Annotated in this window: 18 protein-coding genes and 1 pseudogene; 5 read left to right on the forward strand and 14 right to left on the reverse strand. The window is 67.9% G+C overall.

Features of this window, described 5'->3' with window-relative positions; genetic code table 11:
* Window positions 1-23: 23 nt before the first annotated feature.
* Window positions 24-989: an NERD domain-containing protein gene (locus J7I85_RS23000; RefSeq protein ID WP_214857743.1), complete on the reverse strand. Its 966-nt coding sequence runs from the start codon at window positions 987-989 to the stop codon at window positions 24-26.
* 403 nt (window positions 990-1392) lie between these two features.
* Between J7I85_RS23000 and pgm the strand changes: the two genes are divergently transcribed.
* Window positions 1393-3042 (forward strand): phosphoglucomutase (alpha-D-glucose-1,6-bisphosphate-dependent), encoded by a 1650-nt coding sequence (gene pgm / locus J7I85_RS23005; protein ID WP_214857745.1) that lies wholly within the window; start codon window positions 1393-1395, stop codon window positions 3040-3042.
* Between the two features lie 267 nt (window positions 3043-3309).
* Here pgm and J7I85_RS23010 read toward each other — a convergent pair whose 3' ends face one another.
* The gene (locus tag J7I85_RS23010; RefSeq protein WP_214857747.1) at window positions 3310-3915 is read right to left on the reverse strand and encodes a malonic semialdehyde reductase; all 606 of its coding nucleotides are present in this window, start codon (window positions 3913-3915) and stop codon (window positions 3310-3312) included.
* A 266-nt stretch (window positions 3916-4181) separates the two neighbouring features.
* Between J7I85_RS23010 and J7I85_RS23015 the strand changes: the two genes are divergently transcribed.
* A complete protein-coding gene (locus J7I85_RS23015; RefSeq protein WP_214857749.1) occupies window positions 4182-5534 on the forward strand; it encodes a uracil-xanthine permease family protein in 1353 nt (450 codons plus the stop codon).
* Between the two features lie 147 nt (window positions 5535-5681).
* On the opposite strand, the gene J7I85_RS23020 is transcribed toward J7I85_RS23015, so the two are convergent.
* Both J7I85_RS23020 and J7I85_RS23025 read right to left on the reverse strand, forming a co-directional pair.
* On the reverse strand, window positions 5682-6230 hold the full coding sequence (locus J7I85_RS23020; RefSeq protein WP_214857751.1) for a hypothetical protein: 549 nt from the start codon (window positions 6228-6230) through the stop codon (window positions 5682-5684).
* Between the two features lie 49 nt (window positions 6231-6279).
* Window positions 6280-7179, reverse strand: a complete 900-nt coding sequence (locus J7I85_RS23025) for an SDR family oxidoreductase (protein WP_214857753.1) — start codon at window positions 7177-7179, stop codon at window positions 6280-6282.
* A gap of 177 nt (window positions 7180-7356) precedes the next feature.
* On the opposite strand from J7I85_RS23025, the gene J7I85_RS23030 reads away from it, so the two are divergent.
* Window positions 7357-7854: a DUF6328 family protein gene (locus J7I85_RS23030; RefSeq protein ID WP_214857761.1), complete on the forward strand. Its 498-nt coding sequence runs from the start codon at window positions 7357-7359 to the stop codon at window positions 7852-7854.
* Here J7I85_RS23030 and J7I85_RS23035 read toward each other — a convergent pair.
* The 3 genes from J7I85_RS23035 to J7I85_RS23045 are packed head-to-tail and all read right to left on the reverse strand — an operon-like array spanning window position 7851 to window position 11156.
* Window positions 7851-8975 carry a glycerate kinase gene (locus tag J7I85_RS23035; protein ID WP_214857763.1) on the reverse strand — a complete coding sequence of 375 codons (1125 nt, stop codon included), beginning with the start codon at window positions 8973-8975 and terminating at the stop codon, window positions 7851-7853. The two genes, J7I85_RS23030 and J7I85_RS23035, sit on opposite strands and share 4 nt — an antisense overlap.
* 54 nt (window positions 8976-9029) lie before the next feature.
* Window positions 9030-10901, reverse strand: coding sequence for a thiamine pyrophosphate-requiring protein (locus J7I85_RS23040; RefSeq protein ID WP_214857765.1), 1872 nt, complete (start codon window positions 10899-10901; stop codon window positions 9030-9032).
* Between the two features lie 27 nt (window positions 10902-10928).
* A complete protein-coding gene (locus J7I85_RS23045; RefSeq protein ID WP_214857767.1) occupies window positions 10929-11156 on the reverse strand; it encodes a DUF6480 family protein in 228 nt (75 codons plus the stop codon).
* Between the two features lie 173 nt (window positions 11157-11329).
* Here J7I85_RS23045 and J7I85_RS25360 point away from each other — a divergent pair, with 173 nt between their 5' ends.
* The gene (locus J7I85_RS25360; RefSeq protein ID WP_251024736.1) at window positions 11330-11800 is read left to right on the forward strand and encodes a hypothetical protein; all 471 of its coding nucleotides are present in this window, start codon (window positions 11330-11332) and stop codon (window positions 11798-11800) included.
* Here J7I85_RS25360 and J7I85_RS23055 read toward each other — a convergent pair.
* From J7I85_RS23055 to J7I85_RS25380, 7 genes and pseudogenes are all read right to left on the reverse strand, one after another.
* A complete protein-coding gene (locus J7I85_RS23055; RefSeq protein WP_214857769.1) occupies window positions 11797-12660 on the reverse strand; it encodes a glycerophosphodiester phosphodiesterase in 864 nt (287 codons plus the stop codon). The two genes, J7I85_RS25360 and J7I85_RS23055, sit on opposite strands and share 4 nt — an antisense overlap.
* A 20-nt stretch (window positions 12661-12680) precedes the next feature.
* Window positions 12681-12923 (reverse strand): hypothetical protein, encoded by a 243-nt coding sequence (locus J7I85_RS23060; protein ID WP_214857771.1) that lies wholly within the window; start codon window positions 12921-12923, stop codon window positions 12681-12683.
* 107 nt (window positions 12924-13030) lie between these two features.
* Window positions 13031-13849 carry an HAD family hydrolase gene (locus J7I85_RS23065; protein ID WP_214857773.1) on the reverse strand — a complete coding sequence of 273 codons (819 nt, stop codon included), beginning with the start codon at window positions 13847-13849 and terminating at the stop codon, window positions 13031-13033.
* Between the two features lie 68 nt (window positions 13850-13917).
* Window positions 13918-14145: a sensor histidine kinase gene (locus tag J7I85_RS25365; RefSeq protein WP_308159626.1), complete on the reverse strand. Its 228-nt coding sequence runs from the start codon at window positions 14143-14145 to the stop codon at window positions 13918-13920.
* Window positions 14051-14656, reverse strand: coding sequence for a sensor histidine kinase (locus J7I85_RS25370; RefSeq protein ID WP_251024738.1), 606 nt, complete (start codon window positions 14654-14656; stop codon window positions 14051-14053). Before J7I85_RS25370 ends, J7I85_RS25365 begins: the two co-directional genes overlap by 95 nt.
* Window positions 14653-15504: a hypothetical protein gene (locus tag J7I85_RS25375; protein ID WP_251024739.1), complete on the reverse strand. Its 852-nt coding sequence runs from the start codon at window positions 15502-15504 to the stop codon at window positions 14653-14655. The genes J7I85_RS25370 and J7I85_RS25375 overlap by 4 nt, the downstream gene beginning before the upstream one ends.
* A gap of 96 nt (window positions 15505-15600) precedes the next feature.
* A pseudogene (locus J7I85_RS25380) lies at window positions 15601-15759 on the reverse strand (LacI family transcriptional regulator); the annotation flags it as partial.
* A gap of 4 nt (window positions 15760-15763) precedes the next feature.
* Here J7I85_RS25380 and J7I85_RS23075 point away from each other — a divergent pair.
* On the forward strand, window positions 15764-16265 hold a 502-nt coding region (locus J7I85_RS23075), incomplete at its 3' end, for an FGGY family carbohydrate kinase (RefSeq protein ID WP_308159627.1).

The raw sequence follows: 16265 nt of genomic DNA on the forward strand, positions 1-16265 counted from the left end.
TCTGATCCCGGGCACTCGTGGCCTTACTTGGGCAGCAGCTCCCACAACAGCCACAGGGGCGGCGCCAGCAGTGCCGCTGAAACGAGACCCGCGACGAGCGACCTTCCCACCACCCGCAGCACGGTAACCGGCCGGCGATCCATGCCATACCGGTAGTGCGTTGGGGCCGGACGCTTGTGGGCCGGCCGCTTGTGGGCCGGGCGCCGAAGCGCTGCCCTGGACGTGTTCGGGTCCTCCGTTCCCCGGGTGCCGGGGCCGCCCGTGGCTGGGCGGTACGCAGGGTTCCGAACGGTGCCGGCCTCCAGCACCTGCGGACGGGTGAGGAGTTGCCCGAGTTGTGCGTAGAGCAACAGGGCCGAAGGTGCATCCAGCACGTCCGGCAGGCTGGTTACGGCGGCCGCCATGCAGTCGATCCCCCGCACCTCGATGCCCGAACCGGTGGTGCCCCGCAGTTCCGGCTGGGCTGTCAGACAGATCAGCGAGCGGACCAGCCTCCGCCACGGTGCCGGCAGGACCGCGGCCACCGCGGCTGCCTGCGCCAGCGCCGTCTCCACCGCCGGGAACCGGTCATGACCGTTCTGCCGGAGCGCGCCATCCACGACGTCGACGTGCCCGGACCAGGTCTTGGCGCTGACCACCACCACACCGCCGGGCCCCACCAGGACATGCTCCAGCCGGGCCAGCGGGCGGCCGGGCCAATGAACGTCGTGCAGGAGAAACCAGCCGTAAGGCCCCAGCTGGGCAAGCCTTTCGGCCATCAGGTGGCTGCTTTGCTCCGCACCCACAGCGCCCGCACCAAGAGGGCCGGCACCAAGAGGGCCGGCACCAAGAGAGCCAGCACCAACCGGGACCGCTCCAAACTGGCCGGCGGGACCGAAGCCCGCGCCCTCAACGGAGCCCCCGCCGCGGGGCGCGAGGTCGCGCTTCAGTCGCGCGATCCGTTCGGAGGCGAGCCTCGTCCGTTCGAATGCTGCATCTCCAGCCCCCATTGTTCACCTCTGCATTGCTCGCTCGTCTTCCAAATGACCGGCCCAATTCAATCGAACCAAATCACCCGGCCGTAAATTTTTCCCGGCCCAAAAGCCGGACAAATTGCCGGCCCCAACGGGCGGAATTCCCCTCCCGCAGTGGCACGGCTGGAATTCAGCCACAGGCTTCCGGGACGTTTCCGCTGGTCCGGACGCCCGGCGTCGTACATGACACCGGGTGGTCCTGCCGTTTGAACGTAACAGCCCCCTCAGGGGCGGGTATATAAGTACTTTTCCCGCACTACTCAGTTTTTTGTTCCGGATAAATGCAAGTAGCCCGGAAAATTGGTGACATTTTGCGTCACAGGGGCCGGATTCCGGACACTCCGTGTTTCCCTTCGCTGTCGTCTGGCATGCTGGTGCCATGGCTAGCCGAGCGGGCACAGTTGCCCAACCCCAAGACCTTGTTGACCTGACCGCACTGCTGGACGCGTACTACGACGTCGAGCCTGACCTGGGGGATCCCGGCCAGCGCGTGGCATTCGGAACCTCCGGGCACCGCGGCTCAAGCTTGAAGGCGTCCTTCAACGAGGGTCACATCGTGGCGATCACGCAGGCGATCGTGGAGTACCGCGCCGGACAGGGCATCACCGGCCCGCTGTTCCTGGCCAAGGACACCCACGGACTGAGCGAACCGGCGCAGAACTCCGCCCTTGAGGTGCTGGCCGCAAACGGCGTGAACGTCCTCATCGACGCGCGGCACGGCTACACCCCCACCCCGGCGCTGAGCCACGCCATCCTTACGTACAACCGCAACGCCCCCGCCGGAGCACCGCAGGCTGACGGCATTGTTGTCACCCCTAGCCACAACCCCCCGGGCGACGGCGGCTTCAAGTACAACCCTCCGCACGGCGGCCCGGCCGACACCGACGCCACGGGCTGGATCGCCAACCGCGCCAACGAACTGTTGGAGAATGGGCTCCGTGGCGTGAAGCGGATTCCGCTGGCCCAGGCCCTCGAGGCCGAAACCACCGGAAAGTTCGATTTCCTGAGCAGCTATGTGGACGATCTGCCCTCGGTCCTGGACTTGGACGCCATCCGCGACGCCGGCGTCCGGATCGGGGCCGACCCCATGGGCGGCGCGTCCGTGGATTACTGGGGTGAGATCGGCGAACGCCACCAGCTGAACCTCACGGTGGTCAACCCCACCGTGGACCCGCAGTGGGCCTTCATGACCCTGGACTGGGACGAGAAGATCCGGATGGACTGCTCTTCGCCGTCGGCCATGGCCTCGCTCATCAACCGGATGTCCGAAGGCGCCTCGTTCGATGTCGCCACCGGGAATGACGCCGACGCCGACCGGCACGGCATCGTTACCCCTGACGGCGGCCTGATGAACCCCAACCACTACCTCGCGGTGGCCATCGACTACCTGTACCGCAACCGCAGCGGCTGGAACCCGAACTCCGTTGTGGGCAAGACCTTGGTGTCCTCCTCGATCATCGACCGCGTGGCGGGCGGCCTGGGCCGCAAGCTCGTGGAGGTGCCCGTGGGCTTCAAGTGGTTCGTCCCCGGTCTGCTCTCCGGCGAGGGTGCATTCGGCGGCGAGGAATCCGCCGGCGCCTCGTTCAACAAGCGCGACGGCAGCGTCTGGACCACGGACAAGGACGGCATCCTGCTGGCGCTGCTGGCCTCGGAGATCACCGCTGTCACCGGCAAGTCGCCGTCGCAGCTCTACAAAGGCCTCACGGACCAGTTCGGTGCGCCGGTCTATGCACGGATCGACGCCGCAGCGACGCGGGACCAGAAGGCGGCGCTGGGCAAGTTGTCGTCGTCGGACGTCACTGCGACGGAGCTGGCGGGCGAAGCAATCACGGCGAAGCTGACCGAGGCGCCGGGCAACGGCGCATCCATCGGCGGCCTGAAGGTGGTCACCGAGAACGCGTGGTTTGCGGCCCGCCCCTCCGGCACCGAGGACGTCTACAAGATCTACGCGGAGTCCTTCAAGGGCGCCGACCACCTCAAGCAGGTCCAGGCCGAAGCCAAGGCGCTGGTGGACGGGGTCATCTCCTAGGAATTTACTGGATTCCCGAGGAACAAGAAAGCGCCGGATGGCTGTTGGCCATCCGGCGCTTTCTTGCTGCTGTCAGGCGCATGTTGCGGCAAGACGGACCGGCTCAAAGCGGCGGGCTCAAGAAGTCCAAACAGGACTAACATTGGAAGTGGCCCGGATGCATGCCTTGCAGTTTTTGACTGCAGAAATACTGTCCAGAATGCCTCCGGAATGTCCCCCATATTGCCGGAGGCATTCCGTGTCCGGAGGCTGTCCGCAACCCGGCCGTTAGACCGTGCGGACCACGTCCTCGTAGGCGAACTTTGGCTTCGCGTCACCCCAGGCCTCGGGGCCGGGCTGGCCGATGTTCACCACCAGGAAACTCTTCTGGTCGCCTGCCGGGAAGAACTCCGCGTCGATGGCGGGGAAGTCTGCGCCGGTCATCGGGCCGGCGGCGAAACCGAGCGAGCGGACGGCCAGGATGAAGTAACCGGCCTGCAGGTGGGCGTTGTTGTTGCCCGTGGAGGTGGCCAAGTCCGGTGCGGCGTCGTACATGGCCTTGGGGGCGTTGTAGCCGGGGAGGAAGTTGTCCCAGTGCTCCTGCCAGGCCGTGTCGTAGCTAAGGATTGCCACCAGGGGTGCCGAGGCCGTCTTGGCCCGGTTCCCCGAGGACAGCGTGGCCACGAGCTTGGCGCGGGCCTCCTCCGAGCGCACGTAGGTGACGCGCAGCGGCTGGGAGTTGAAGGCCGTGGGGCCGAACTTGGTCAGTTCGTAGATGGCGCGGGCCTGCTGCTCGCTCACCTCGCCGGTGAACGCGTTGGCGGTGCGGGCTTCGGCAAAGATGGCATCCACGGCGGCGGAATCGATGACTGCTTCTTCATGGGCGATTGTCATTCGCGCCCCTTTCACTAGGCCGAGATCCCTGCGGGCGGCGTCGGGTAATCCTGCTTGCTTTCGTTTGGGTTCAACCGGATTCAGAGGCCTGCTCTTCCCGGAACGGCCAAATCGGCGTCGTGACGTTTGACACACGACGGCGTCCAATCCTGGCTGCACCGGCTGTTGGCCGGAAGCCCTCTCGCGCCCGCGTCCGGCGGGGTATTCTTGCTCCTGAAGATCCAGCCCGACGAGCGGGCAAACTCCCCCTCCGAAAGGCCCCGCCAATGAGCATGCTCGGAATCAAATGGAAGCTGCACGGCAACGGCAAGGCCGTACGTCCGGGCGAGGTGGTCGCTCCCGGCGAACGGCTCGCGTGGCCCATTACGATCGGCGTGGGCATGCAGCACGTTGTGGCCATGTTCGGCGCCACATTCCTGGTGCCGATCATCACCGGAATGCCGCCGGCCACCACGCTCTTCTTCTCCGGCATCGGCACACTCCTGTTCCTCGTGATCACCCAGGGCCGCGTTCCCAGCTACCTTGGCTCGAGCTTTGCGTTCATCGCACCCATCACGGCGTCCCAGCAGCAGTTCGGTGTGCCCGGGGCGTTGGGCGGCGTGGTGCTGGCCGGAGCCGGCCTCGCCGTGATCGGCGCGATCGTGCAGAAGTTCGGCGCCGGCTGGATCAACCGACTGATGCCGCCGATTGTCACGGGCGCCATCGTGGCCCTGATCGGGCTTAACCTGGCTCCTGCCGCCAAGAACAACTTCGACGCCGCCCCCGTGACGGCAGTGATCACGCTGGCGACCATCATCGTGGTGAGCGTCCTGTTCCGCGGGATCATTGGCCGCCTCAGCATCCTGGTGGGCGTGCTGGTGGGCTACCTGGTGGCCATGCTCCGCGGCGAGGTGAGCTACGACAAGGTGGACGCCGCCGCCTGGGTGGGCCTGCCGCAGTTCCAGACGCCAGAGTTCCACATTGGCGTGCTGGGCCTGTTCGTGCCGGTGGTCCTGGTGCTGGTGGCCGAGAATATCGGCCACGTGAAGTCGGTGTCCGCCATGACCGGCCAGAACCTGGACGGGGTTTCCGGCCGCGCCCTGTTGGCCGACGGTGCCGCCACGGTGCTCGCCGGCTTCGGCGGCGGTTCGGGCACAACGACGTATGCGGAAAACATCGGCGTCATGGCGGCCACCAAGGTCTACTCCACTGCGGCCTACTGGGTGGCCGGCATCTTCGCCATCCTGCTGAGCTTCTCGCCGAAGTTCGGCGAACTGATCGCCACTGTACCGCCGGGCGTGCTGGGCGGCGCCGCAACCATGCTTTACGGCATGATCGGCATCCTCGGCGTGAAGATCTGGGTCCAGAACAAGGTTAACTTTTCGAACCCGGTCAACCTGACCACGGCCGCAGTTTCCCTCATCATCGGCATCGCGGACTACACCTGGACCGTGGGGGACCTGAAGTTCACGGGCATCGCGCTCGGGTCCGCCGCGGCCCTCGTGATCTACCACGGCATGAAGGCCATCGCGAAGGCCCGCGGCACCGCTGCCGAGCCCGAGACCGAGCAGCAGGGCCTGCCGCCCGCCGCCAAGGCAGCCATCAATGCCGCAGCAAAGAGGCAGCCCAAGAAGCGTTAGCGCTCCCGCCGGCCCCACCCGGCGCATTCTGCTCCGCTTCGGGCAGGCAAAAGGCCCTGGCTCCCCGGATTTCCAGGGGCGCCAGGGCCTTGCCGTCTCCATAGTGGTGCAAATATGCGCGCGCACTCCGGGGGAAAGACCGCGGGCTTACCCGGCGTCGAAGGTTTCGTCGTCGTCGTTGGGTGACTTTTCCTTCGGCAGGTCGTTGCCGCTGCCGTCCGGAATGCCCGCCGCCTCCTGCCCGGGCTCCGAGGAAAACTGCCCGGCGCCGGATTCGTCAGCGTTGCCTTCGTCTATCTCGGCGTCCGCCGAGGGCACGGCCGTGTCCCCGTCCTCCGCGCCGGCCCCGGGTGAGGCGTCCGGATCGCGCGGCAGCGGTGACTCACCGGGGAGCGGGTCAAAGCCTGCCACGCCGCTTTCACCCTCGGCGTGGAGCTGGTCGTCGGTTCCGCCGAAGCGACCGGCCCCGGGTTCGCCCGAGCTGTCCTGGTCCTCCTCGGCGAAGTGGCTGAGGTTCGGCGTGCCGGTCTGGAAGGTCTCTCCCTCGGGGCTGTTCTGGTTCAGGCCCGCAGCGTCGAAGTCTTCCTCCTCGCGGGGCTGGGCAAACTGCTGGCCGCCGGCTTCCTGCTCCGCGGTGGGGGTGCCGTAGCCTCCCGCTTCCTCTTCAGGGGCTGCGTGCTGGTTGTCCTGGCTCATCTGTTCCTCCTGCTTGGTGGGAATTGTTTGGCTGGGAAGTACTGGAAACTCAAAGGCCCTTGCCGCCGGTGACGGGGACCACCGCCCCGGACATGTACGAACCGGCGGCGGACGCCAGCAGTACGTAGGCGGGGGCGAGCTCGGCGGGCTGGCCGGCACGCTGCAGCGGTGTGTCCTGGCCGAACTTGGGCAGCTTGTCCGGCCATTCGGTGGCCGGGATGAGCGGGGTCCAGATTGGCCCCGGCGCCACGGCGTTGACGCGGATCCCCTTGGGTCCCAGTTCCTGGGCGAGGGCCTTGGTGAAGGCCACCTGGGCCGCCTTGGTCATGGCGTAGTCAATGAGCCCGGGAGACGGATTGAATGCCTGGATGGAGGCCGTGGTGATGATCGAGGCTCCGGCCTTCAGGTGTGGCACCGCTGCCCGTGCTGTCCACAGCAGCGAGTACAGGTTGGTCTTAAAGACGCGGTCGAACTCCTCGGTGGGCAGGGACTCAAGGCTGTCCCGGTTCTTCTGGTACGCCGCATTCAGCACCACAACGTCGAGCCGGCCAAACTCGGCAACGGCGTCCGCGACTATCGATGTGCTGAAGTCCTCGTTCCTGCCGTCACCGGCGAGAAGCAGCGCCCGCCGACCTGTCTTGCGGATCCATTCCGCGGTGTCCTGCGCGTCGTCTTCCTCTTCGGGAAGATAGGAGATGGCGACGTCGGCCCCCTCGCGTGCGAAGGCGATGGCCACCGCCTTGCCGATGCCGGAGTCGCCGCCCGTGATGAGCGCCGCCTTGCCCTCCAGCGCCCCGCTTCCCTCGTAGCTCAGCTCGCCATGGTCCGGCTGCGGATCCATGGGTGCGGTCAGGCCCGGCTGCTTCTGCTCCTGCTTGGGAAAGGGCCCTGAGTGGTAAGTTCCCCGGGGGTCACCGGGCTGGTCAGACTGCTTGGCTGGGTCGCTCATTATCCACCTGCTCACATTGTCGGGGTGCCGGTTGTTCGAACCTAACGCAGGTTTGAGGAGCAAGTCCACCACCTGACGCAAAAGTAGTCAGTAAACTTAGCATTTGTTGAAATGGGGCAGACTTGAGCCTAGGTTTGGAGCAAGCGCGCCCGCAGCGGGCCAGACAGAGGAGGGTTCATGACCGATCCGGACGCCCTGGCTGGCAGCGGCCGGAACGAGACCCGCGAGGAGCAGCTGGACCGGAACTGGATGGAACTGATCCAGGAACTGCGAGTCCTGCAGACGGGCGTCCAGATCCTTGCCGGCTTCCTGCTGACGCTGCCTTTCCAGCAGCGCTTTGAGACCCTCGATGATTTCCAGGTCACGCTCTACCTCGTGAACGTGGGCCTCGCCGCACTGACCACCGCGTTCATCCTCCTGCCGGTCAGCGTCCACCGCCGGCTGTTCCGGAAGCGGCTCAAGGCAACCCTTGTGGCCAGCGCCGACAACATCACCAAGATCGCCCTCGGCGGAGTGGCTGCCCTCAGCGTGGGAACCGCCGCGCTGGTGTTCGACGTTACGGCAGGCCGCACCGTGGGCCTTATCGCCGGCGGCGTGCTTCTCGCTGTGCTGGCCATCCTCCTGGCCTATGTCCCCGTGCACCTGCACCGGAGGGCCAAGAAAGAGGGCGGCTAGGCCCCTTCCAGCACCTGGCGGGTGGCCCAGACGAGGTATTTGCCGGCGTCGGCCATGGCGTCCTGCGGGCTGGGCGCGACGTCCAGCAGTTGCGCCGCAGCCACCACGCCGTGCTCGGCCAGTTCCTCCGGCGTGACCAGAATGCGTCCCGCCACCGCGACCACCGGAATGCCGAGATCCCGGGCGGCCTCCGCAAGCGCGATCGGCGCCTTGCCCGTGAGCGACTGGGAGTCCATGGAACCCTCGCCGGTGATCACCAGGTCGGCGTCGGCCAGCCGTTCGGCCAGCCCCGTGAGCGCGGCCACCAGCGCGAAGCCGCCTTCCAGCGTGGCCTGGGTGAAGGCAAGGAACGACGCCGGGAAGCCGCCGGCCGCACCGGCGCCCGGGACGTTGACGTCCCGGCCCGTCGCCTCCCGGAGGAGGGATGCCCAGTTGCGCAGGCCGGCGTCGAGCTTCTCAATGGCGTCGTCGTCGGCGCCCTTCTGGCGGCCGAAGACGTGCGCGGCACCGGTGGTGCCGTAGAGCGGGCTCTGGACATCGACGGCGATCCGGAATTTGACGGCGGAAAGCCGCGGATCCAGCCCGGTGACATCCAGGGAAACGGCGTCGGCGAGTGAGCCGCCGCCCAGCGGCACCACGTTTCCGGCCGCGTCGAGCGGCTTGAGGCCCAGCGCGCGCAGGGCGCCGCTGCCGCCGTCGGTCATGGCCGAGCCGCCGACGCCCAGCACGATTTCGGTGGCGCCGGCGTCGAGGGCAGCGGCGATGAGCTGCCCGCAACCGTAGCTGTGTGCTCGCAGGGAGTTCTCCGGCGTCGGCTCCATGTGGGCCAGGCCGGAAGCCTGCGCGGTCTCAATGACCGCAGTGGTGGCGCCGGACCCGTCCTTCCGGTAGGCCCAGGCGGCCCCGATAGGGGCCAGGATGGGACCAACGACGGCGTTGATCCGCTCCTCGTAGCCGGCGGCTACGGCTGCCTCCAGGGTTCCCTCGCCGCCGTCGGCCACCGGAAACTGGGTGGTCACGGCGTCCGGGTAGACGCGGAGTGCGCCTTCGGCGATTGCGGCGGCGGCTTCGACGGCGGTGAGGGATCCCTTGAACTTGTCCGGGGCGATAAGGATACGCATCCCCCTATCCTGCCACCCCCGCCGGGGAATGCGCTTACCCGTCCCGTCATCCGGTCAGCCGCGGGACTCCTCCTGGCCCGCATAGGTGTCCAGCAACGCCGCCGCACCCTCACCGGATTCGCCCTCGGCGGCGAGCGCGGAGCGCATGCCGTCCAGCTTTTCCGCCCCCGCCGGGAATGGCGGCAGCAGCGGCACGTCCGGGTCGGTCAGGACCTCGATCACCACCGGGCGTTCCGCGGCGAGGGCCCGGTCCCAGGCGCCGGCGAGCTGCTCCGGGGATTCAACGCGGATGCCGGTAAGCCCCAGCAGCTCCGCGTATCCGGCATAGGGAAAGTCAGGGATTTCCTGGCTGTCCGGGAACCGCGGCTCGGATTCGGTCTCGCGCTGCTCCCAGGTGACCTCGGCCAGATCCCTGTTATTGAACACGCACACCACGAAGCGCGGGTCCGGCCACTGCCGCCAGCGGTGGGCCACGGTTACCAGCTCGGCGATGCCTGCCATCTGCATGGCGCCGTCGCCGGCCAGAGCCACGACGGGCCTGTCCGGCCGGGCCAGCTTTGCCGCGATCCCGTACGGAACCGAGCAGCCCATGCTGGCCAGCGTCCCCGAAAGGTGCGCCGGAACTCCGGCCGGCAGGGTCAGCTGGCGCGCGTACCAGTAGACGCAGCTCCCGACGTCGACACTGACCTGGGCGTTGTGTGGCAGCCTGCCGCTGAGCTCGCGGACCACGAGCTCCGGGTTGACGGGGCTGGCCGGAACGCGGGAACGCTCCTCGGCGAGGGCGCGCCAACTGCGGACCTGTTCCTCCACTTCCGCCCGCCACTGCTTGCGGGCCTCTGCCTGCGGACGGCTGGCCTGCGGTTGCCCGCCTTCGCCGTTCAGCAGCTCCGCCAGCCTGGCAAGGGTTTCGGCCGCATCGCCCACAAGACCAACTTCGACGGGGTACCGGTTGCCGACCTTCCGCCCGTCGATGTCCACCTGGACGGCCCGGGCAGCCCCGGGTTTTGGATAGAACTCGGTCCACGGGTCGTTGGAGCCGATGATCAGGAGGGTGTCGCAGTTCCCCATCAGATGGGCGCTTGCGGTGGAACCGAGGTGCCCCATCGTGCCCGCCGCAAACGGCAGCGTCTCATCCATGTACGGCTTGCCCAGGAGGCTGGTGGTGATGCCGGCATCCAGCTGCTGAGCCAAGGCGACCACCTCGGCCTGGGCGTTCTTGGCGCCCTGCCCCACCAGGAACGCCACCTTGCTGCCGGCTCCCAGCACCTCGGCGGCCCTGGCCAGGTCGTTATCGTGGGGCAGCACCCGTGCAGGCTGCCATTCGGGCGCGGTGACGATGATGCCGTGCTCCTGGTCGAGCTCGGGTGCCGGAGCCTTCTGGATGTCGTGCGGGACAATCACAACGCAGGGGGTGCGGGTTTCGAGGGCTGTGCGGAAGGCGCGGTCCAGCACCATGGGAAGTTGCTCCGGTGTGCTGACCATTTGCGCGAACTGCGCCGCCACGTCCTTGAAGAGTGTGAGCAGGTCGATTTCCTGCATGTAAGCCGACCCCAGCACGCTGCGGCTCTGCTGGCCGATGATGGCCACCACAGGGACGCCATCCAGTTTGGCGTCATAGAGCCCGTTGAGGAGGTGCACCGCGCCCGGCCCCTGGGTGGACGTCACTACGCCCACCTGGCCGGTGTACTTGGCGTGCCCGACAGCCATGAACGCTGCCGTTTCCTCGTGCCGCGCCTGGACGAATTCGACGCCGGCTCCCCTGTTACTGCTGTCGGTGCCGCCGCCGGCTCCCGGGTCGCCGGCGCCGCTGCGGCGGAGCGCGCCCATGAAGCCGTTGATGCCGTCCCCGCTGTAGCCGAAGACCCTGTTGACGCCCCAGGCTTTGAGGCGCTCCACCATTACGTCGGCAACCAGCCGGTCAGCCATCGCACACTCCTTCTGATAGTCGTCCTGCTATTCGTCGTGCCCCTGGTCGCCGCTCATCTGGTCTTCGGCGGGCGGTGTCTCGCCGGGCGGAACTCCTCCGCCGGGCTCGAGGCCCGTGACGTTGCCGTTCAAGGGGTCGGGGTTGGGCGTGGCGGCCGAGTCCCCGCGGGCGTCGTCGTCGGTTCCGGCTTCGCCCGTCCTGGCGGCGTCGCGGTCCGGGTTGGCCGGGTCATTTTCGGGATGGTAGGTGCTCATGGTCCTGCGGTCCTCCTTGGAACAGGTGCGCCGGCGTGGCGACGGACTTCGGTAACGGACTCATGCCGCCGGGGCCCGGCAACACTGGACTAATTGTAAGCATGCTGATAATTCTGGAACAGTCAGATGCCGCACAGTCCGGCCCGGCCGGAACGTTTCGAAGGAGCAAACTGATGGGAATCGGCGACAGCATTGGCAAAGCAGCGGAAAACGCGATGGAGGACTTGGCGCAGACGTCCGACCCGACCGACGACGCCCACGCGCCTGAGCCCGGAGCGGCCGACGAGGATATCCAGGTCCACTCCTCCATCAGCGAGGGCTCCAACGCCAGGGATGGCGACGAGGGCCCGCGGTCAGGTGTGCACACCACCTACACGCCGCAGGGCCCGGGCACCGAGGCGAGCGGGGGCCAGGGCACATCAGGCGCCTCCGGCGCGTCCGGCACGGGCGAGGCCGGCGCAGCGGACGAGTCAGCCGGGGCGGCGAGGTCCGGCGGCATAGGCGCGGCAGGCGCCACGGACGCCCCCGAAGCAGCGCGCGGCGTACCCGGCCCGGCGGGACTTCCCGATCCGGACCCGGAAGAACTGCGGGCAGATCCTTCCGAGGGGGACCAGGACCCGGGCACCGGGATGGGACGCAGCTAGCGCCACTGCCCGCGCGCCTGCAGGACTTCCTTCAGCAGGTCGGCGCGGTCGGAGACGATCCCGTCCACGCCGAGGTCGAGCAGCCGGTGCATCTCGGCGGGGTCGTTGATGGTCCACGCGTGCACGTACAGCCCGAGCTCATGCGCCCGGCGCACATATCCCGGCGTGATGACGGGCACGGCCCGGTAGCGGACCGGCACCTGCAGGGCGTCGACGTCGCGCAGCGCCCGGCGCAGCACGGCCCGCACCGGGGGCGCCAGCGCGCCAATGGACAGCAGTGGCCCCAGCATCAGGAAGAGTGCGTTAGCCCGGGTCCCCGCCGACGATGCGGTCCTGCGGCTGAGTTGCTTCAGGACCGCGCGGCGCCGGCGGTCGGAGAAACTGGCGATCAGCACCCGGTCGTGGACCTGGTGGCGCTCGATCGCGGCCACGACGCTGGGGACGGAGTGCCAGTCCTTGACATCCAGATTCAAGCGCGCGTCCGGAAACGCCGCCACAAGTTCATCGAACGTGGGCACAGGCTCCCTCCCGCCGATCCGCGCCCGCCGCACTTCGTCCGCGGTGAGTTCATGGATGTTGCCGTGGCCGTCCGTGACCCGGTCCAGGGTGCGGTCGTGGAAGAGGAGCAGCTGGCCGTCGGACGTGGTGTGGACGTCCGTCTCCAGATGGGAATAGCCAAGCTCGACGGCGGCGCGGAACGCCGCCAGCGAGTTTTCCAGCCCCGCCAGCGAAAATCCGCGGTGGGCCATGGCCACCGGCCTGCCCGAGCCCGGCCCACCCAGCCCGGGCCCGGCAGCAGGCCCGGGGTGAAGACCTGGTTCAGGACCGGAAGCGGAGAAGTAAGGCAGGGTTCCCGTCATCCCCGAAGCTTAGACCAGCCTCAGGCGGGTAGGATTTCGACGCCGTCGCTGCAGTGCAGCAGCGTGCGGCCGCGGCCGCCGTCGAGATCCACCCACACCACGGTGCGGTCCGGCGTGACGGCCGAAACGCGGCCACCGGTTTCAAACCCCGGCGCAAGCCGCACGCTGACCCGGTCCCCTTCGCGAAGCGCCGACCAGTGAGCGGACGGCTCTACGGGACGCAGCGGAGCTTCGGTAGCATTTTTGCTCTTTTTCCTGGCCACGATGTCCCCTATCGGTCACTCACCCAACAGGCCACACCCTATGGGGCGGACATGAACGCAAGTTGACCGCCGGCCGGGAGTTCGGTGGCAGGCGGATGACTGCCGGCTTACGGCAGCTGGAGCCCCAGCGCGGCGAGCCTTTCCTCGAGAATCTGGGCCACGCCGTCGTCGTCAAAGTGCGGTGCCTGCTGCCCCGCGGCCCGGATCGCTTCCGGGTGCCCGCTGGCCATGGCATAGCCGTGGCCGGCCCAGCGGAGCATCTCAATGTCGTTGGGCATGTCGCCGAACGCCACGACGTCCGCGGCATCAATGCCCAGCGAGGCGGCGTAGTCGGCCAGGGTGACGGCCTTGTTGATCCCCGGCACGGCGAGTTCCAGCATGGCGACGGTGGGCGCCGAATGCGTCACCGAGGCGAGGTTCCCGACGGCGGGGCCCACTTCCGCGAGGAAATCGTCGGCCGTGCCTTCACGGACAATGGCCAGGAACTTGACGACGGCGTCTTCCGCAGTGAGCGTCGAGGCCAGCGGGGCAGGGGTGAATTCGGAAAGCAGCTCGCTCGAGCCGTTTTCAATGAAGCCGGGCTCGAGGTGGAAGCCGGTGAGGGTCTCGGCGGCGAAGAGCGCGGTGGGCCGCAGGTTCTTGATGATTTGGCGGATTTCGAAGATGTCATCGATGGCCATGGTCTGCGCCGAGACAACCTTGTCCGCTTCGAGGTCCCACACCACGGCGCCGTTCGAACAGATCACCGTGCCCGTGTGGCCCAACTGCTCCTCGAGCGGGTGCAGCCAGCGCGGCGGACGGCCGGTGACAAAGACGAGTTCGACGCCGGCCTGCCGGCAGGCGTGGAAGGCGCGGACGGTGCGGTCGCTGATTCGTCCGTCGTGCCCAAGGATCGTTCCGTCTATGTCACTCGCTACCAACCGCATGCTGCCAGTTTACGTGGGCGGGCCGGATGCTCCCCGCGGCAGCTGGCGCGGGCTCACGATACGGGGCCTCAGGAGACGGGGAGGCTTACCGTCACGGTGGTCCCCTCGCCCGGGGCACTCCGCAGGCTAATGGAACCGCCGTGGCCCTCGACGATGGTCTTGCTGATCGGCAGCCCGAGGCCTGCGCCCGGAATGGCCGTCTCACGCGAGCGGGCGGACCGGAAGAACTTGGTGACGGCCTGTTCCTGTTCGAGCCCGTCCATACCGATGCCGGCGTCCGCAATGGAACAGACCACGTGGCTGTTCGCCCGGTGGGCCCGCGCCATGACCCGTCCCCCCGTCCGGCGAGAACTTGATCGCGTTGGACACCAGATGGCCGAACACCTGGCGGATCCGCTCGGGATCGACGCGGGCGGTCAGAGGCTTCTCGACGTCGAGCACAAGTTCCACACCATTGATGGCGGCCTTGGCATGAGAGGAGTCCACGACGCTGGTAAGCAGGCTGGCCACATCGGCTTCATGCAGGGTCAGTTCGATCCGCTCCGAGGCAACCGCGATCAGATCGTTCACGAGGCCCAGCAGGTGGTTGGCATTGCGGTGCACGATCCGCAGTTCCTCCTCGGTGTCCTCGTGGCCGGGCTCGTCGAGGACGAGCTCGAGGTAGCCGATGATGGACGTCAGCGGGGTGCGGAGCTCATGGGAGACGGTGGCCACGAAGTTGTCCTTGGCCGAGAGGGCACGAATCAGTGCCGTGACTTCGGCGAAGGTGATCACCGCGCCTGCATGGTTTCCATTCGTGGAAATCATGGTGCGGGCTGTGACGGAGTACGCGCGCATGTCCTCGCCCTCGCCGGCCCAGTACAGCTCGTCGGTGAACGTTTCGCCGCCGGCCGCACGCGCCGTCGGGAAGCGTTCCGGCGGCACGGGGGTGGTGCGGTCGGCCTGGAAGAGACCTGCAGGGCATTGTTGGTCAGCACATCCTGCCCGTCCTGGTCCACCTGCCGCTGCACACTCTCGGCGACGGTGTCCGCGAGCGCCTCGTCCTTCCTGACCAGCGTCTGGCGCTGGCGGTAGAGCGTGCCCGCCACCACGTGGGCCGTGAGAGCTATGGCGGCCATGACAAGCGGGAGGAAGATCGTCCTGATCATGGACAACTGGGTGGGCGCCGTGCCGAAGGCTGCCGCGGGCAGGACAGTGCTCAGGACAGTCGCGGCCACAGCGAGGACGACGCCGGCCCGCCGGCGGTCAACGGACAGCCAGATCACGGGGAACGCGAGCAGAATGCTCAGAACGCTGAAGCTGGGGCCGCCGGCCTCACGGGTGAAGCCGATGGCCACGCAGTCCAGCACGGGAATCACGGTGTATGCCCCGGCCGGGAGCCTGCCCCAAGGCAGGGCCAGGCTGACGCCAAAAAGCGCGGCGTGAGCCAGCAGGGCGAACTGGAAGCGTTCAGCGGCCAGCGTTTCGGGGTGAAAGACGGCGGCGGCGGTAACCACCAGCACCAGAGTGACGGACAGGGGCAGCTGGCACATCACCACCCGGCCCCGGAGCCCAAGTCCGCCGAAAAAAGCGTGCACCCTGTCGGCAAGCGGACTGCCGGCCTCCGTACCCAACGGAAGGCCCGGCCAGCCCACCGGTTCCTTCAGACGACTCATCAGACCGTTTTCCCCCCGGAGCAGGTCGATAGAGTCCTCCGGCTGCTTGGAGGGCACTGGTCACAGCCTAACCTGCAGGTGCCGGCCGGGCAGAGGCTAGCGCGGGCTGGCCCCGTCTTTACCTGGCTCTTTACGGCGCACGTCTCCGCGCGGCCGGGCTGTGGATTCCCTGACCACCAACTGGGTGGCAAGCTCGACCCTTCGCGAATCGAGAAGCTCTCCGCGCATCTGGCGCAGAACGAACCGCAGGGCGGTGGCGGTGCTGGACGCGCACACCGGCGCGCTGGTCCGGGAAGGCCGTGCCGGCCATCCGGACCGCACCGAGGTCCACCCGGACCACTGGTGGCGGGCGCTCTCCCAAGCGCTCGACGACGCCGGCGGGCTCGCAGGGGTCAGCGCGCTTTCCGTGGGTGGCCAGCAGCACGGCATGGTGCTGCTGGACCGGGGCGGCAACGTGCTGCGGCCGGCCCTGCTCTGGAACGATACCCGCTCGGCAGAGTCAGCCGCCGCCCTCACCGACGAAGTGGGCGCGGAGGATCGGCGGCCACCCGGCTGGCGATCGCGGGCTCGTGGTCGCGGACCCAGCGGACCTCCCGTTGCCCTGCCGCATGACTGGCTGACATGGCGGCTGCGGGGCTACGGCCCCACCGACGCCAGCCCGCTGGGACCCGACCTGGAGCAGCTCACCACCGACCGCTCGGACGCCAGCGGCACGGGCTACTGGAACCCGGCAACTGGTGACCACCTTGCAGCTTTGGGTC

It is taken from the genome of Arthrobacter sp. ISL-65 (assembly GCF_018613795.1).
Classification (GTDB): Bacteria; Actinomycetota; Actinomycetes; order Actinomycetales; family Micrococcaceae; genus Arthrobacter.

Bases quoted from the DNA above. Each gene is read 5' to 3' on its own strand.
- J7I85_RS23045 (WP_214857767.1), bottom strand. From the start codon at position 11,156: ATGAGCACCTACCATCCCGAAAATGACCCGGCCAACCCGGACCGCGAC.
- J7I85_RS23000 (WP_214857743.1), bottom strand. From the start codon at position 989: ATGGGGGCTGGAGATGCAGCATTCGAACGGACGAGGCTCGCCTCCGAA.
- J7I85_RS23035 (WP_214857763.1), bottom strand. From the start codon at position 8,975: ATGCGTATCCTTATCGCCCCGGACAAGTTCAAGGGATCCCTCACCGCC.
- J7I85_RS25375 (WP_251024739.1), bottom strand. From the start codon at position 15,504: ATGAGTCGTCTGAAGGAACCGGTGGGCTGGCCGGGCCTTCCGTTGGGT.
- J7I85_RS25370 (WP_251024738.1), bottom strand. From the start codon at position 14,656: ATGATTTCCACGAATGGAAACCATGCAGGCGCGGTGATCACCTTCGCC.
- J7I85_RS23040 (WP_214857765.1), bottom strand. From the start codon at position 10,901: ATGGCTGACCGGCTGGTTGCCGACGTAATGGTGGAGCGCCTCAAAGCC.
- J7I85_RS23055 (WP_214857769.1), bottom strand. From the start codon at position 12,660: ATGACGGGAACCCTGCCTTACTTCTCCGCTTCCGGTCCTGAACCAGGT.
- J7I85_RS23030 (WP_214857761.1), top strand. From the start codon at position 7,357: ATGACCGATCCGGACGCCCTGGCTGGCAGCGGCCGGAACGAGACCCGC.
- J7I85_RS25360 (WP_251024736.1), top strand. From the start codon at position 11,330: ATGGGAATCGGCGACAGCATTGGCAAAGCAGCGGAAAACGCGATGGAG.
- pgm (WP_214857745.1), top strand. From the start codon at position 1,393: ATGGCTAGCCGAGCGGGCACAGTTGCCCAACCCCAAGACCTTGTTGAC.
- J7I85_RS23025 (WP_214857753.1), bottom strand. From the start codon at position 7,179: ATGAGCGACCCAGCCAAGCAGTCTGACCAGCCCGGTGACCCCCGGGGA.
- J7I85_RS23020 (WP_214857751.1), bottom strand. From the start codon at position 6,230: ATGAGCCAGGACAACCAGCACGCAGCCCCTGAAGAGGAAGCGGGAGGC.
- J7I85_RS23065 (WP_214857773.1), bottom strand. From the start codon at position 13,849: ATGCGGTTGGTAGCGAGTGACATAGACGGAACGATCCTTGGGCACGAC.
- J7I85_RS23010 (WP_214857747.1), bottom strand. From the start codon at position 3,915: ATGACAATCGCCCATGAAGAAGCAGTCATCGATTCCGCCGCCGTGGAT.
- J7I85_RS23015 (WP_214857749.1), top strand. From the start codon at position 4,182: ATGAGCATGCTCGGAATCAAATGGAAGCTGCACGGCAACGGCAAGGCC.